Annotated in this window: 13 protein-coding genes; 4 read left to right on the forward strand and 9 right to left on the reverse strand. The window is 60.8% G+C overall.

Translation table 11 applies throughout. From position 1 onward, the window contains the following. Window positions 1-25: 25 nt before the first annotated feature. Complete coding sequence (locus tag NN484_RS20410; protein WP_274657737.1) at window positions 26-1,117, forward strand: calcium:cation antiporter; 1,092 nt, start codon at window positions 26-28, stop codon at window positions 1,115-1,117. Window positions 1,118-1,242: 125 nt separating this feature from the next. On the opposite strand, the gene NN484_RS20415 is transcribed toward NN484_RS20410, so the two are convergent. Then, on the reverse strand, window positions 1,243-2,601 hold the full coding sequence (locus tag NN484_RS20415) for an 8-oxoguanine deaminase (RefSeq protein WP_274657738.1): 1,359 nt from the start codon (window positions 2,599-2,601) through the stop codon (window positions 1,243-1,245). 283 nt (window positions 2,602-2,884) lie between these two features. Then, the gene (locus NN484_RS20420; protein WP_215501397.1) at window positions 2,885-3,571 is read right to left on the reverse strand and encodes an SDR family oxidoreductase; all 687 of its coding nucleotides are present in this window, start codon (window positions 3,569-3,571) and stop codon (window positions 2,885-2,887) included. Window positions 3,572-3,739: 168 nt separating this feature from the next. On the opposite strand from NN484_RS20420, the gene NN484_RS20425 reads away from it, so the two are divergent. Further along, complete coding sequence (locus tag NN484_RS20425; protein WP_274659322.1) at window positions 3,740-4,159, forward strand: hypothetical protein; 420 nt, start codon at window positions 3,740-3,742, stop codon at window positions 4,157-4,159. A 91-nt stretch (window positions 4,160-4,250) separates the two neighbouring features. Here the strand turns inward: NN484_RS20425 and NN484_RS20430 are convergent, their stop codons facing one another. The 7 genes from NN484_RS20430 to NN484_RS20460 all read right to left on the reverse strand — a co-directional run bounded on the left by NN484_RS20430 (window position 4,251) and on the right by NN484_RS20460 (window position 12,233). Then, entirely contained in the window at window positions 4,251-5,177 is a 927-nt protein-coding gene (locus NN484_RS20430) for an ABC transporter permease (RefSeq protein WP_127652656.1), read from the reverse strand. Beyond that, window positions 5,177-6,283 carry an ABC transporter permease gene (locus NN484_RS20435; RefSeq protein WP_215501398.1) on the reverse strand — a complete coding sequence of 369 codons (1,107 nt, stop codon included), beginning with the start codon at window positions 6,281-6,283 and terminating at the stop codon, window positions 5,177-5,179. Before NN484_RS20435 ends, NN484_RS20430 begins: the two co-directional genes overlap by 1 nt. A 14-nt stretch (window positions 6,284-6,297) precedes the next feature. Continuing rightward, window positions 6,298-7,857, reverse strand: a complete 1,560-nt coding sequence (locus NN484_RS20440) for an ABC transporter ATP-binding protein (protein WP_274657739.1) — start codon at window positions 7,855-7,857, stop codon at window positions 6,298-6,300. Window positions 7,858-8,465: 608 nt separating this feature from the next. Next, a complete protein-coding gene (locus tag NN484_RS20445) occupies window positions 8,466-9,047 on the reverse strand; it encodes an IMPACT family protein (protein ID WP_215501400.1) in 582 nt (193 codons plus the stop codon). Window positions 9,048-9,054: 7 nt separating this feature from the next. Beyond that, window positions 9,055-9,705 (reverse strand): TetR/AcrR family transcriptional regulator, encoded by a 651-nt coding sequence (locus NN484_RS20450; RefSeq protein WP_127652652.1) that lies wholly within the window; start codon window positions 9,703-9,705, stop codon window positions 9,055-9,057. 87 nt (window positions 9,706-9,792) lie between these two features. Beyond that, the gene (locus NN484_RS20455) at window positions 9,793-11,181 is read right to left on the reverse strand and encodes a uracil-xanthine permease family protein (RefSeq protein WP_215501401.1); all 1,389 of its coding nucleotides are present in this window, start codon (window positions 11,179-11,181) and stop codon (window positions 9,793-9,795) included. 131 nt (window positions 11,182-11,312) lie between these two features. Next, the gene (locus NN484_RS20460; protein ID WP_102901587.1) at window positions 11,313-12,233 is read right to left on the reverse strand and encodes a LysR family transcriptional regulator; all 921 of its coding nucleotides are present in this window, start codon (window positions 12,231-12,233) and stop codon (window positions 11,313-11,315) included. A 138-nt stretch (window positions 12,234-12,371) separates the two neighbouring features. On the opposite strand from NN484_RS20460, the gene aptA reads away from it, so the two are divergent. After that, window positions 12,372-13,721: an omega-aminotransferase AptA gene (aptA, locus tag NN484_RS20465; protein WP_215501402.1), complete on the forward strand. Its 1,350-nt coding sequence runs from the start codon at window positions 12,372-12,374 to the stop codon at window positions 13,719-13,721. A gap of 74 nt (window positions 13,722-13,795) precedes the next feature. Next, entirely contained in the window at window positions 13,796-15,289 is a 1,494-nt protein-coding gene (locus NN484_RS20470) for a CoA-acylating methylmalonate-semialdehyde dehydrogenase (protein ID WP_102357029.1), read from the forward strand. Window positions 15,290-15,414: the final 125 nt, after the last annotated feature.

Here is a 15,414-nt window from a genome sequence, read left to right on the forward strand (position 1 = left end):
GAACCTCTCGGCAAAAAGGCCCGTCATGTTCACGATCCTCAAGCAAGAAAGCTTTCTGTTGCTGGCGGTGATTGCCGCATGCATCGCCTACCCGCTGGAACACTGGATGATGCACAGCGGGCAGATCGTCGCGCTGATATCCGGCCTGGTGCTGATCGCCTTCATCGTCGCCGCCTCGATGCGCGTCGCCCATCACGCCGAACTGCTCGCGGAAAAAGTCGGCGACCCCTACGGCACGATGATCCTGACCCTCGCTGCGGTGCTGGTGGAAGTGGTGATCCTGGCGATCATGATGAGCAACGAAGCGTCGCCCACGCTGGTGCGTGACACGATCTATTCGGCGGTGATGCTCGACATCAACGGTATCCTCGGCCTTGCCGCGCTGATGGGCGGGCTCAAGCATGGCGAGCAGTCGTACAACGATGATTCGGCGCGCAGCTACAGCGTGATGATCCTCACCGCCATGGGCGTGTCGATGGTGGTACCGGAGTTCATTCCGGCGGCCAACTGGAAGATTTATTCGGCGTTCACCATCGGCGCGATGGTGGTGCTTTACGCGTTGTTCCTGCGCATGCAGGTCGGCCCGCACAGTTACTTTTTCAGTTACAGCTACCCGGACAAGCGCCGCAAGAAAGAACCGGTGGAGGAGGAGCCGAAACCGCTGAGCCTGGCGTGGTCGATCGGCACTCTGGTGTTCGGGGTGGTGGTGATCGGCGCACTGGCCGAAGTGATGTCCAAGACCCTCGATCTGGGCCTGGAAGGCACGGGCGCACCGCCGGTGATCACGGCGATTCTGGTGGCGGCGATTTCGGCGGCACCGGAGATTCTCACCGCGTTGCGCGCAGCCTTGGCCAACCGCATGCAATCGGTGGTCAACATCGCCATGGGGGCGTCACTGTCGACGGTGATCCTGACGGTGCCGGTGATGGAGGCGATGGCGCTGTACACCGGCCAGCCGTTTCAAATGGCGATGACCCCGGTGCAGACGGTGATGATCTTCATCACGCTGATCGTCAGTGCGATCAACCTGAACGACGGCGAGACCAATGCCATCGAGGGCATGACCCATTTTGTGCTGTTTGCGACGTTTATCATGTTGTCGCTGCTGGGCCTCTAGACCCACCACAAAACAATTGTAGGAGTGAGCCTGCTCGCGATAGCTGAGTGTCAGTCGAGATATTCATATCTGACACACCGCAATCGCGAGCAGGCTCACTCCTACAGGGTTTAACCAGCGGTGGATCAGGTCCCGGCGATCAACTGCCGAGCCGCCTGGCTGTGATCAGCGATCAGCCCCTTCAGATCCAGCCCTTCGACCTGGCCATCCACCACGCGCCACTTGCCACCAATCATCACCCGATCCGCGCGATCCGCACCGCACAACAACAACGCCGAAATCGGATCATGGCTGCCCGAGAAGCGCAGCTCATCGAGCTTGAACAACGCCAGATCCGCCTGCTTGCCCAACGCCAGTTCACCAATGTCGGTGCGCCCCAACAGGCTCGCCGAACCTTTGGTTGCCCAGCCCAGCACGCGTTCCGGGGTGATCTTTTCCGCGCCATAACGCAGACGCTGGATGTACAGCGCCTGCCGTGCTTCGAGGATCATGTTCGACGCGTCGTTGGAGGCCGAACCGTCCACACCCAGACCAAACAACGCGCCGGCATCGGTCAGCTCGATGCTCGGGCAGATACCGGAAGCCAGGCGCATGTTTGAGCTCGGGCAATGGCAGATACCCGTGCCGGCCTGGCCGAGGCGGGCGATTTCGTCCGGGTTGAAGTGGATGCCGTGGGCCAGCCAGGTGCGCGGGCCGAGCCAGCCGACGCTGTCCAGATAATCCACAGTGCGCAGGCCGAAACGCTGCAGGCAGAAATCTTCTTCGTCGAGGGTTTCCGCCAGATGCGTGTGCAGGCGAACGTCGAGCTGGTTCGCCAGTTCGGCGCTGGCCGACATGATTTCCGGGGTCACCGAGAACGGCGAGCACGGCGCCAGGGCGATCTGGATTTGCGCACCGTCGCCGCGCTCGTGGTACTCGTGAATCAGGCGCTGACTGTCGTCGAGAATTACCTGGCCTTCCTGCACGGTCTGCTGCGGTGGCAGGCCGCCGTCCTTCTCGCCGAGGCTCATAGAGCCGCGAGTGAGCATGGCGCGCATGCCCAGTTCGCGTACGGTTTCGACTTGCACGTCGATGGCGTTTTCCAGGCCGTCCGGGAACAGATAGTGATGGTCGGCAGCGGTGGTGCAGCCCGACAGCAGCAGTTCAGCCAGCGCGACTTTGCTGGCGAGGGCGAGTTTTTCCGGGGTCAGCCGCGCCCACACTGGGTACAGGGTTTTCAACCACGGGAACAACGGCTGATTGACCACCGGCGCCCAGGCGCGAGTCAGGGTTTGATAAAAGTGATGGTGGGTGTTGATCAGGCCCGGCAGGATCACATGCTCGCGGGCATCGAACACTTCGTTGCACGGCGCGGACGGTTGTTGACCGGCTGCCAGCACTTCGACGATGACGCCGTCTTGCAGCACCAGACCGCCACGGGCATCGAGCGCGTTGGCCGTGAAAATGGCGAGGGGATTTTTTAACCAGGTACGGGTCGCGGGCATTTTGCCGGCTCCTCTGAAAGTGGGGTTCAGGGTTGCCAGCTCAGTGTTGCCCTGTCTGCTGATCCAGGGTCGCCGCTTGGGCGAGGCGCGCAGTTTCAAACAAATCGCCGGATCGGGCAAGCCCAACCCGACAGCCAACGCATCACCCCCTGTAGGAGCTGTAGGAGCTGCCGAAGGCTGCGATCTTTTGACTTGTTTTTTCAAGATCAAAAGATCGTCCGATTGCGGCCCGAGCCTTCGGCAGCTCCTACAGGTATCTGGGGATTTCAGAGGTCTCGTGTGCTTACCAGGGAATGGTTTCACCCTTGTAGTTGATGAAGTGATGTCCGCCCTTGCCGGTATACGCATTCACCTGATCAATCAGCCCACGCGTGCTGGTGTCCACATCGAGGTCGGCACCTTCGCCGCCCATGTCGGTCTTCACCCAACCCGGGTGCAGCGACAGCACGGTGAGTTTCTGCTCGCCCAATTGCGTGACGAAGCTGTTGGTCATCGAGTTCAGCGCGGCTTTGCTCGCCTTGTACAGCGCCAGCTCCGGTGCGTCGGGTACGGTGACGCTGCCCAGACCGGAACTCATGAACGCCAGCACGCCGCTGCCATCGCGGATCTGCCCGACAAAACGTTGCGCCAGATTGATCGGCGCTACGGCGTTGGTGAAGAACAGCTGGCCGACTTCGGCCAGTGTCGCGCCACCGGGTGTCTGGACTTCCGGGCCTTTGACCCCGGCGTTGACGAACAGCAGGTCGAAGGTTTCGCCCTTGAGTTGCTGACTCAGGGCGATTACCGCCTGCTGGTCATCCATGTCGAGTTTCTCGATGCGCACACTGCCCAGCGCTTGCAGCGCCTCAGCCTTCTGCGGATTGCGCACGGTGGCGGTCACCTGCCAGCCATCGGCCAGCAGGGTTTTCACCAGCCCGAGGCCCAAGCCACGGGAGGCGCCGATGATCAGTGCGTTTTTTGCCTGGGACATGAAGGATTCCTTGAAAGTTACGGTTCACGGATTCAATGGACACGCCTGACCGAGCCGTTGTTGCAACGCTCGTCGCAACACATCGAGCCGGGTCTCTAAAGAGGTATTGACCTTGGAGCATACTCCAGGCTTTACCGTGGTTGCTCCTCAAATTTTGGAGCATGGATGATGTGGACTTCGACGCAGTATCGCAATGTGGTGCGCGGCAGTGCCTGGTATGACCTGATCGTTACAGCGGCGTTTGCCACGCCGTGGAGTTTCGCCGCGTTGCATGGTTTTTTGACGTCGCTGGAATTGCCCGGTGAACTGCCGGCGTTCGCGCCGGCGCACATGTTGATGGCGAACCTGTTGGGTTCGGTGGTTTGTGTGTGGGCGGTGCTGCGCATTTGTGATCCGCAGGCGCTTTATGGGCGCTATGACGCGGTGGCGCGGTTTCTGTTTGCGGCCTGGCAGGCGTATGCCTTGGCCCATGGCGCCAGTTCACTGTTGGTGGTTTTTCTGGTCTTCGAGTTGGCGTGGGGCATCGCTCAGACGCTACCCATTTGTGGCGAGGGAGCTTGCTCTCGCTCGGCTGCGCAGCAGTCGTAAATCCTGAGTGCGAGGTCTTCCAGGCTCAATGTTGAGGGCCACTTCGCGCCCCAGCGGGAGCGAGCTCCCTCGCCACCGGTTTTGTGTCTGCCTAATGCCCTGCCTGCCACGGCTGCCCCAACGAAACCGGTGCATACAACCGAGTTCGAACGGCATCGCGCGACAACAACACCAACACCACAATCGTCGCCACATACGGCAGCATCGCGAGCAGACTTGACGCAATCGCCAGCCCCAAGCCCTGCGCCACCAGGTGCAGGATGCTGGCGAGCCCAAACAGATAGGCTCCGAGCAACAAGCGCCACACCCGCCAACTGGCAAACACCACCAGCGCCAAGGCGATCCAGCCACGTCCGGCGGTCATGTTCTCGGCCCACATCGGCGTGTACGCCAGCGACAGATACGCCCCGGCCAACCCGGCCATCGCCCCGCCGAACAACACCGCGAGGGTACGCACGGTCAGCACCGGCAAGCCCATCGCGCTGGCCGCATCCGGGTTCTCGCCGACCGCCTGAATGATCAGCCCGACACGACTTTTGATGATCACCCACGCCACCAGGGCAAACAGCGCGAACGACAGATACACCAGCAGATCCTGAGCAAACAGCATGCGCCCGATCAGCGGAATCTCACTCAAGTAAGGAATCGCCATCGGCTCGAATCCGGCCAGCGGCTTGCCGACCCACGCGGCGCCGACAAAGGTTGAAAGCCCCACACCAAAAATCGTCAGTGCCAGTCCGGTCGCGACCTGATTGGCATTGAACACCAGCGCCACCAAAGCGAACAGTGACGACAGCAGCATCCCCGCGAGCATCGCCAGCACCACGCCGAGCCACAGGTTGCCGGTATTGAGCGCGACGATGAAACCGATCACCGCGCCGAACAGCATCATCCCTTCCTGGCCGAGGTTGAGCACGCCGCTCTTCTCGCAGATCAGCTCCCCCAGCGCAACCAACAGCAGCGGCGTGCCGCAACGCACCATGGCGTAGAAAATATTGCTCAACAGATCGATATCCATCACAGCGCTCCGGCGGTTACGGCAGTGGTCGACGTGCGCCGTGCCCAGCGCAGTTTCAGGCGTGGCCGATAGAGAATCAGCACGTCACAGGCGAGCAGGAAAAACAGCATCATTCCCTGAAACAGTTGGGTGATCGCTTGCGGCAGATTGAGGGTCATCTGCGCACTTTCGCCACCGATGTACAGCAGCGCCATCAGCAGGCTGGAAAACAGAATGCCGAGCGGATTGAGCCGCCCGAGAAACGCCACCGTGATCGCTGCGTAGCCGTAGCCCGGCGACACTTGCGGCACCAACTGGCCGATCGGTCCGGTCACTTCGCAGACCCCGGCCAGCCCGGCCAAACCACCACTGATCAGTAGCGCGAGCCAGATCAGACGCTTCTCGCGAAAGCCGACGAACCCCGCCGCGCGCTTGTCCAGCCCCAGCACTTTGATCTGGAAACCGACGAAGCTTTTCTGCAGCAACACCCACACCGCGACCAGCGCGAGCAGGGCGAAATACGCCCCGGCGTGCACCCGCCCATCCTCCATCAGCAACGGCAAGCGACTGGCGTCACCGAACATCGCCGACTCGGGAAAGTTGTACCCGGCCGGATCCTTCAGTGGCCCGTGTACGCAGAACAGCAACAGGTTCAGCGCGATGTAATTGAGCATGATGCTGGTGAGGATTTCGTTGGCGTTGAAGCGCGTGCGCAACCACGCCGTCAGCCCGGCCCATGCGGCGCCGGCGAGGGTGCCGGTGAGCAGAATCAGCACCAGCGCCCAACGGCTTTGCATATCAATGATGTTCACCGCCAACGCACTGCCGGCAAGTGCACCGAGCAGCAGTTGACCTTCGGCGCCGATGTTCCAGATTCGTGCTTGATATGCCACGGCCAGACCGAGTGCGCAGAGCAGAATCGGCAGCGCCTTGACCAGTAATTCGGAGACGCCATACAAATCGCTGATCGGTGCAATCAACAGCGTGTGCAAGGTTTGCAGCGGATCATGGCCGAGGGCGATGAACAGCAGCGAGCCGCAGCCCAGTGTCAGCAGCGCCGCCAGCAGGGGCGAGCACCACAGCATCAGGCGCGATTGCTGACCACGGGGTTCGAGGGAAAGCAGCATGTGGGGAAACTCCGTCAGAGCGTGGCCGATGAAGGCGCGTCGTTGAATTGCCCGGCCATCCAGCCGCCGACATCGCTCAGCAAGGTGTCGGTGGTGTTTTGCAGGGGCGACAGGCGTCCGGCGCACAAGGCACCGAGGCGGTCGCTGATCTGGAACAGTTCGTCGAGGTCTTCGGAAATCACCAGAATCGCCGCGCCGGCATCGCGCAAGGCGATCAGCGCCCGATGAATGGTGGCCGCCGCGCCAACGTCGACGCCCCAGGTCGGGTGCGCCGCGACCAGCAGTTTCGGTTGCTGGAGGATTTCCCGCCCGAGGATGAATTTCTGCAGGTTGCCGCCGGAGAGACTGCGTGCGGCGGTCTGGCTATCCGGCGTTTTGACCCCGAAGCGCTGAATGATCTGTTGGGCGAGGGCGTCGACTTTGCCGCGCTCGATCAATCCGTGGCTCACCAGCCCTTGTTGAAAAGCCGTGAGCAGGGCGTTGTCGGCCAGGCTCAATTCCGGCACCGCGCCGTGGCCCAGACGCTCGGCCGGAACAAACGCCAGTCCGAGTTTGCGTCGCGCATCCGGACGCAGATCAGCGACCGCTTGATCAGCAAAACGAATCGTTGAGGCGCTGTCGCGGGGCAGCGGTTGTTCGCCACTGAGCAGGGCGAGCAATTCGTCCTGGCCATTGCCCGCGACCCCGGCGATGCCGACGATCTCCCCGCTGCGCACTTGCAGGTTGATCGCGGCCAGCGAGCAGCCGAACGGATCGGGGTTATGCCAACTCAAGCCGTTGACCTGCAAAAACGCCGCGCCACCCTTGACCTTCGGGTACTCGCCAATCAAGGCCGCCGCTTCGCCGACCATCAACTGCGCCAATTGTTGGTCCGAGCACTCGGCGGGCACGCAATGCCCGGCCACCCGTCCGCCGCGCAGGACCGTGGCGCTGTGGCACAACGCACGCACCTCACCGAGTTTGTGGCTGATGAACAGAATGCTGCAGCCCTCGGCCGCCAGACGACGCAGGGTGGTGAACAACTCGTCGGCCTCCTGCGGGGTGAGCACCGATGTCGGTTCGTCGAGAATCAGCAGGCGGATGTCCTGCATCAGGCAGCGAATGATCTCCACCCGTTGCCGTTCACCGATCGACAGGCTGTGGACAAGTCGCTCCGGCTCCAGCGCCATGCCGTAGCGGCGCGACACTTCACGAATTTTCGGCTCCAGTTGTTTCGGCGTGCCGGCCTTGGCGCCCATCGCCAAGGCAATGTTCTGCGCCACGCTGAGGGTTTCGAACAGCGAAAAGTGCTGGAACACCATGCCGATCCCCAACTGCCGGGCCTGCGCCGGGTTGCGAATATTCACCCGCTGGCCCTGCCAGAGCATCTCGCCCATATCGGCCTGGGTGACGCCGTAGATGATCTTCATCAGCGTACTTTTCCCCGCGCCGTTCTCGCCGAGCAGGGCGTGGATTTCCCCAGGGGCGATGCTCAGGTCGATGGCGTCATTGGCCAGACAACCGGGGTAGCGTTTGCTGATGTGGCGCAGTTGCAGGCGCGGGGTAGGATCGGTGGTCGTAGAAGGGGTGTGCATGACAGGCTCGTCTGGCTTGGCGTTGTGCCTGTGGATAAAGCAATTTCCTGGCCATTGAGTCAGGAACGCCCGCAACCGCTGTTGCTACGCGCCGGCAATAGAGCCCCCTGCTAAAAAACGCCAGGCGGGTGGGCACCAATTCGGAGCAAAGCTGTTGATCCGGCTCCACTTTTGCACTGTGACAAACTGGTTAAAAAACGAGCAACCGCTGCGAAGCTATGCAGAACCTGCGACTGCGCCAGCCATGAACGGGTTATCCACAGGTTGTTCCACAGTATTTGTGCGCAAGCCGCCTGGCCGGGCATAAGCGCTGCGATGCTTTCTTCTAATGGTGATAAACGTAGCTAACCGATTGTTTCTGTATGGAATTTTCGTTTCGTCGAGAGAATTGAACGAAAAATGAACAATCCGCGCAAAGCCACGTGACAGAAGGGTTACAGCGGAATGTGCTCAGGTTATCCACAGTCGGGTGCACAGCAGGTGTGGGCAACTCTGGGGAATAAGGGGAAACGGGGATGCCCTAAAAGATCGCAGCCTTCGGCAGCTCCCACAGGTCGGCGTATTCCAATGCAGGCGCTGCGGCACGCTGTGATCTTTTGATCTCGCTTTTAACGTTGAAGCAGAATCCGCCCCCGGCTCACATCCGCCAGTTGCGTCTGCAGCAAATCAATCTGCGCCTCACCCACCGCCAACTGCAATTCGACGCCGTTGGCGGTGAAGTTTTCTTCCACCACCAAACCACCCAGATCCGCCACCCGCAGCTTCACCAGCGGTAACTCGGCAAAGCCGCAGGCACAGCGCAGCGGCACACGGCTGATCAGCTCGATTTTTTCCGCGTTTTGCAGGCACTTGTTCGCGCCGCCGCCATAGGCTCGGGCCAAACCACCGGTACCCAGTTGAATACCGCCATACCAACGGATCACCAGCACCGCGACCTGATCGCAATCCTGCGCTTCGATCGCCGCCAGAATCGGTCGCCCGGCGGTGCCACCGGGTTCGCCATCGTCGTTGCTGCGGTACTGGTTACCGAGCTTCCACGCCCAGCAGTTGTGCGAGGCGTTCAAATCACTGTGCTGTTCGAAAAACGCCTGCGCCTCGGCAGGGCTGCCGATCGGCGTGGCGAAGGTGATAAAGCGGCTCTTGCGAATCTCTTCGCGGTACTCGCAAAAACCGCTGAGGGTGAAAGGCATAAACGTCTTATACAGAAGGAGTGAGGCCGCAGCCTTTGAGGATGATCCGGATCAGGTTATTGCCGGCGTCTTCCATGTCTTGCTTGGTCAACTTGCTGCGCCCGCTGACCCGGCAGATTTGCGTGGCGAAGTCGGCGTAATGCTGGGTGCTGCCCCACAGCAGGAAAATCAGGTGCACCGGATCCACCGGGTCCATCTTGCCCGCGTCGATCCAGGCCTGGAACACTGCCGCGCGACCCTGGAACCAGGCGCGGTAATCCTGGTTGAAATATTCGCTCAGGCATTCGCCACCGCTGATCACCTCCATGGCGAAAATCCGCGAGGCCTGTGGCTGGCGGCGGGAGAACTCCATCTTGGCGCGGATGTAGCGGGTCAGCGCCTCGGCCGGATCGTCCTCGGCGGTCAGGGTGTTAAAGGTGCTGTCCCACAGTTCGATAATGTTGCTCAGCACCGCCACGTACAACCCAAGCTTGTTGGTGAAGTAGTAATGCAGGTTCGCCTTGGGCAACCCGGCATTCTGGGCGATGGTGTTCATGCTGGTGCCTTTGTAACCGTGACGGGCGAACTCGTCTTCGGCGGCTTTGAGGATGGTCTCTTCGTTCTTCTGACGAATGCGGCTGGCGGGTTTGCCGCCGTGAGCGGGAACTTCAAAGGTCATAGGCACTTCCGGTTTGTCTGTGGGCGCAACCAGTTGCGTTGATAACGCACCCACAGGCATCCGACAAGTCCTGATGCAATAAAACCGTTACGCCTGTTCGATCTTGTTCAACGATGCGACGGACGCGACGGCCGGGGCTTTCGCCTCCGGCAGCAACAGGCAGAGGAGGATCGCGGTCAGCCCGCCGCTGGTGATCGCCGAGTCGAACAGGTTCTGCACCAGTTTCGGCATCAGGTGCAGAAGGTTCGGTTGCGCGGCAATGCCCAGGCCGACCCCGAGCGAGGTGGCGATGATCAACATGCTGCGCCGGTCCAGCGGCGACTGCGCGAGAATCCGCACCCCGGCCGCCGCGACGCTGCCGAACATCACCAGCGTGGCGCCGCCGAGTACCGGTTTCGGGATTTGCTGCAGCACCGCGCCGATCATGGGAAACAGGCCGAGACAAAACAGGATTGCGCCGATGTACAGCCCGACGTAGCGGCTGGCGACACCGGTCAACTGGATCACGCCGTTGTTCTGCGCAAACGTGGTGTTGGGGAAGGCGCTGAAGGTGGCGGCGATCATGCAGCTCACGCCGTCGCCCAGTACGCCGCCGCGCAAGCGGCTTATATAAGAAGGGCCGCTGATGGGCTGGCGGGCGAGCATGCAATTGGCCGTGAGGTCACCGACGGTTTCGATGGTGCTGATCAGATAAATCAGCGCGACGGGCAGGAAAGCCGTCCAGTCGAAGCTGAAACCGAACTTGAATGGTGCAGGAAGACTGACCAGCGGCAGGTCAGGCAATGCCTGTGGAACCAGTTTCCCACTGAACCACGCGGCCAGGCTGCCAAGCAGCAGTCCGATAATGATTGCCGACAGCCGCACCCATGGCGTGTTCGAGCGGTTGAGCAGGATGATCGTCAGCAACACGAACACCCCCAGCGCCAGATTGCCCGGCGCACCGAAGTCCGGCGCATTGAAGCCACCGCCCAGATCGGTGATGCCGACCTTGATCAGGCTGATGCCGATCAGGGTAATGACGATCCCGGTCACCAACGGCGTAACGACTCTGCGCAACTGGCCAATGAAGCGGCTGAGGACGATCTGCACCACGGCGCCGAAAAAGCACACGCCGAAGATCATCGCCAGAATGTCCTCGGGGCTGCCACCGCGCTGCTTGACCAGAAACCCGGCGGACAGCACGGCACCAAGAAAAGCAAAACTGGTGCCCTGCAAACAGATCATCCCGGCGCCGATACCGAACGGGCGGCGCGCCTGAATAAAAGTGCCGACCCCGGACACCATCAGCGCCATGCTGATCAGGTACGGCAGGTGCGCGGTCAGGCCGAGGGCCGAGCCGATCACCAGCGGCGGGGTGATGATGCCGACGAAGCTGGCGAGCACGTGCTGCAGGGCGGCGAGGATCGCGGCGGGAGGTTTGGGGCGGTCGTCGAGGCCGTAGATCAGTTCGCTGGACGGTTCAGAATCTGGCTGCATGGATTAAGGCTTCTTGTTGAAGGATCGGGGTTGATCCTGCTTTGCAAAAAGCTGTCCACTTGCTCAACTTTATCGGCTGAAGACCCGCAAACGTAGGAGCTACCGAAGGCTGCGATCTTTTGATCTTGTTTTCAACGCGTCGCCGCCAGACTCTCTAAAAAGCTTTCCAGCACCAAATGAGGGCGCCGCCCCTTACGCGTGACCGATGCCAGACTCAAATCGTAAAACCGCGTTCCTGCTTTTAAAGCACGCAACCGCCCCTGTTGCACCCAAAGACTGGCGTAGTGGTCCGGCAGATAACCGATGTAGCGCCCGGTCAGAATCAGAAACGCCATGCCCTCACGGTCAGACGCACTGGCGGTGCAATTGAGCGCCTGGTAATGCGCCTGAATCTCCGCCGGCAAACGAAACGTCGGGGCAATCGCGTCCTGACTATTAAGACGCTCATCATCCAGTTGCTTGTCATCGACATAAAACAGCGGATGACCCACCGCGCAATAAAGCAGCGAGCGTTCGCTGTATAACGGCTGATATTCCAGCCCCGACAAGGCACTGGCCTGCGGCACTACACCGACATGCAGGCGGCCGTCGAGCACGCCTTGTTCGACTTCATTGGGCGCAATCATGCGGATCTGGATCTGCACGTCCGGGCCACGCTCCTTCAATTGGGCGAGGGCGTGAGTGATGCGCATGTGCGGCAGGGTGACGAGGTTATCGGTCAGGCCGATGATCAACTCGCCGCGCAGGTGCTGGTGCAGGCCGTTGACCTCGGTGCGGAAACTTTCCAGCGCACTTAACAGTTGCAGCGCCGACTGATAAACCTCGCGACCTTCTTCAGTCAGGGAGAACCCGGCGCGACCGCGTTGGCACAAGCGCAGGCCGAGGCGCTGTTCGAGATCGCTCATCTGCTGGCTGATCGCCGAGCGGCCAATGCCGAGCACGGTTTCCGCCGCCGAGAAGCCGCCGCATTCCACCACGCTGCGAAAAATCCGCAGCAGGCGGATATCAAAGTCACTGACCTGGGCCAGCGGATCGGGGCGACGGCTGCTCATGTTTTTATTCTCAATGTTTAGCAGGGTTCTAACTGAAGGTTAGAAAAGTTGGATTTCACCGACTTTATCGCCGTGGCAATTTAGCTGCAACAACGCTTTCTATCTCCCTGATGCTTATGCCCTGCGAGGTTTTGCCCGATGAACTTGCCTGAAAACGCGCCGTCGCCACTGGCCAGCCAACTGAAGCTGGACGCGCACTGGATGCCGTACACCGCCAACCGTAACTTCCAGCGCGATCCGCGTCTGATCGTCGGTGCCGAAGGCAGCTGGCTGTTCGATGACAAGGGGCGCAAGATCTACGACTCGCTGTCCGGTCTGTGGACCTGCGGCGCCGGGCACACCCGCAAGGAAATCCAGGAAGCGGTCGCCAAGCAATTGGGCACCCTCGATTACTCGCCGGGCTTCCAGTACGGCCACCCGTTGTCGTTCCAGTTGGCGGAAAAAATCACTGATCTGACCCCCGGCAACCTGAACCACGTGTTCTTCACCGACTCCGGCTCCGAGTGTGCCGACACCGCGGTGAAAATGGTCCGTGCCTACTGGCGTCTGAAAGGTCAGTCGACCAAAACCAAAATGATCGGCCGTGCCCGTGGTTACCACGGCGTGAACATCGCCGGTACCAGCCTCGGCGGCGTCAATGGCAACCGCAAGCTGTTCGGTCAGGCGATGATGGACGTCGATCACCTGCCACACACGCTGCTGGCCAGCAACGCCTTCTCCCGTGGCATGCCGGAGCAGGGCGGTATCGCCCTGGCCGATGAGTTGCTGAAGTTGATTGAGCTGCACGACGCGTCGAACATCGCGGCGGTATTCGTTGAACCAATGGCCGGTTCCGCTGGCGTACTGGTTCCGCCACAGGGTTATCTGAAACGTCTGCGCGAGATCTGCGATCAGCACAACATCCTGCTGGTGTTCGACGAAGTGATCACCGGTTTCGGCCGCACCGGTTCGATGTTCGGCGCCGAGAGCTTCGGCGTGACCCCGGACCTGATGTGCATCGCCAAGCAAGTGACCAACGGCGCGATCCCGATGGGCGCGGTGATTGCTAGCTCCGAGATCTACCAGACCTTCATGAATCAGCCGACCCCGGAATACGCTGTCGAATTCCCGCACGGCTACACCTACTCGGCACATCCGGTGGCGTGCGCTGCAGGTCTGGCGGCACTCGACCTGCTGCAAAAGGAAAATCTGGTACAGAGCGTGGCCGACGTTGCGCCGCATTTCGAAAATGCGCTGCACGGTCTGAAAGGTTCGAAAAACGTCATCGACATCCGTAACTACGGTCTGGCCGGTGCGATCCAGATCGCGGCCCGTGACGGCGACGCCATCGTGCGCCCATTCGAAGCCGGTATGGCCCTGTGGAAAGCCGGGTTCTACGTGCGCTTCGGCGGCGACACCCTGCAGTTCGGCCCAACCTTCAACAGCAAGCCGCAAGACCTCGATCGTCTGTTCGACGCGGTTGGCGAAGTGCTGAACAAGCTCGACTGATTTTCCTTCTATATATACCTAAAAAACAGGCGTCTCTCGCGGGCGCCTGTGGACAAGAATTCAGGAGTTACTCGATGAGCGTTATCCCGCATTTGATCAATGGCGAACTGGTGACCGAGAACGGTCGCGCGGTTGATGTGTTCAACCCGTCCACCGGTCAGGCGATCCACAAGCTGCCACTGGCCACCCGCGAAACCATCCAGCACGCGATCGATGCCGCCAAGGCTGCCTTCCCGGCCTGGCGCAACACGCCACCGGCCAAACGCGCCCAAGTGATGTTCCGCTTCAAGCAACTGCTGGAGCAGAACGAAGCGCGTATCTCGCAATTGATCAGCGAAGAGCACGGCAAAACGCTGGAAGACGCCGCCGGTGAGCTGAAACGCGGTATCGAGAACGTTGAGTTCGCCTGCGCTGCCCCGGAAATCCTCAAGGGCGAATACAGCCGTAACGTCGGCCCGAACATCGACGCCTGGTCGGACTTCCAGCCGCTGGGCGTAGTGGCCGGTATCACTCCGTTCAATTTTCCGGCGATGGTGCCACTGTGGATGTACCCACTGGCGATCGTTTGCGGCAACTGCTTCATCCTCAAACCGTCCGAGCGTGACCCAAGCTCGACGCTGTTGATCGCTCAACTGCTGCTGGAAGCCGGCCTGCCGAAAGGCGTGCTGAGCGTGGTGCATGGCGACAAGACCGCGGTAGATGCGCTGATCGAGGCGCCGGAAGTCAAAGCGCTGAGCTTTGTCGGCTCGACGCCGATTGCCGAGTACATCTACGCCGAAGGCACCAAGCGCGGCAAACGTGTTCAGGCACTGGGCGGGGCGAAGAACCACGCAGTACTGATGCCGGATGCGGACCTGGACAACGCGGTCAGCGCACTGATGGGCGCGGCCTACGGTTCCTGCGGCGAACGTTGCATGGCGATCTCGGTCGCGGTGTGCGTTGGCGACCAGGTGGCAGATGCGCTGGTGGCGAAACTGGTTCCGCAGATCAAGGCGCTGAAAATCGGTGCCGGCACTTCGTGCGGTCTGGACATGGGGCCGCTGGTCACTGGTCAGGCACGTGACAAGGTCAGCGGTTATGTCGATGACGGCGTGGCGGCGGGCGCGACCCTGGTGGTCGACGGTCGTGGCTTGAGCATTCCAGGCCATGAAGACGGCTTCTTCCTCGGTGGCTGCCTGTTCGACAATGTCACTCCTGAGATGCGCATCTATAAGGAAGAGATCTTCGGACCGGTGTTGTGCGTGGTTCGGGTCAACAGCCTGGAAGAGGCGATGAAACTGATCAATGATCACGAATACGGCAACGGCACCTGCATCTTCACTCGTGACGGTGAAGCGGCGCGCCTGTTCTGCGACGAGATCGAAGTCGGCATGGTCGGCGTCAACGTGCCGCTGCCGGTACCGGTGGCTTACCACAGTTTCGGCGGCTGGAAGCGTTCGCTGTTCGGCGACCTGCATGCCTATGGCCCGGATGGTGTGCGCTTCTATACCCGTCGCAAAGCCATTACTCAGCGCTGGCCGCAGCGTGCGAGCCATGAAGCTTCGCAATTCGCGTTCCCTAGCTTATAAGGAGAAGGGCATGACAAAGGCCGACCTCTAGAGGTCGGCCTTTGTGTTTTCGGGCTTTTTTGGTCGATATGACAGAAATGTGAAAATAGCGGTTGACGGCAGATTCTGGAGGTCTATAATTCGCC

Source organism: Pseudomonas serboccidentalis, from assembly GCF_028830055.1.
GTDB lineage: Bacteria > Pseudomonadota > Gammaproteobacteria > Pseudomonadales > Pseudomonadaceae > Aquipseudomonas > Aquipseudomonas serboccidentalis.

Bases quoted from the DNA above. Each gene is read 5' to 3' on its own strand.
- NN484_RS20440 (WP_274657739.1), bottom strand. From the start codon at position 7,857: ATGCACACCCCTTCTACGACCACCGATCCTACCCCGCGCCTGCAACTG.
- NN484_RS20455 (WP_215501401.1), bottom strand. From the start codon at position 11,181: ATGCAGCCAGATTCTGAACCGTCCAGCGAACTGATCTACGGCCTCGAC.
- NN484_RS20415 (WP_274657738.1), bottom strand. From the start codon at position 2,601: ATGCCCGCGACCCGTACCTGGTTAAAAAATCCCCTCGCCATTTTCACG.
- NN484_RS20445 (WP_215501400.1), bottom strand. From the start codon at position 9,047: ATGCCTTTCACCCTCAGCGGTTTTTGCGAGTACCGCGAAGAGATTCGC.
- aptA (WP_215501402.1), top strand. From the start codon at position 12,372: ATGAACTTGCCTGAAAACGCGCCGTCGCCACTGGCCAGCCAACTGAAG.
- NN484_RS20435 (WP_215501398.1), bottom strand. From the start codon at position 6,283: ATGCTGCTTTCCCTCGAACCCCGTGGTCAGCAATCGCGCCTGATGCTG.
- NN484_RS20425 (WP_274659322.1), top strand. From the start codon at position 3,740: ATGTGGACTTCGACGCAGTATCGCAATGTGGTGCGCGGCAGTGCCTGG.
- NN484_RS20460 (WP_102901587.1), bottom strand. From the start codon at position 12,233: ATGAGCAGCCGTCGCCCCGATCCGCTGGCCCAGGTCAGTGACTTTGAT.
- NN484_RS20470 (WP_102357029.1), top strand. From the start codon at position 13,796: ATGAGCGTTATCCCGCATTTGATCAATGGCGAACTGGTGACCGAGAAC.
- NN484_RS20430 (WP_127652656.1), bottom strand. From the start codon at position 5,177: ATGGATATCGATCTGTTGAGCAATATTTTCTACGCCATGGTGCGTTGC.
- NN484_RS20410 (WP_274657737.1), top strand. From the start codon at position 26: ATGTTCACGATCCTCAAGCAAGAAAGCTTTCTGTTGCTGGCGGTGATT.
- NN484_RS20450 (WP_127652652.1), bottom strand. From the start codon at position 9,705: ATGACCTTTGAAGTTCCCGCTCACGGCGGCAAACCCGCCAGCCGCATT.
- NN484_RS20420 (WP_215501397.1), bottom strand. From the start codon at position 3,571: ATGTCCCAGGCAAAAAACGCACTGATCATCGGCGCCTCCCGTGGCTTG.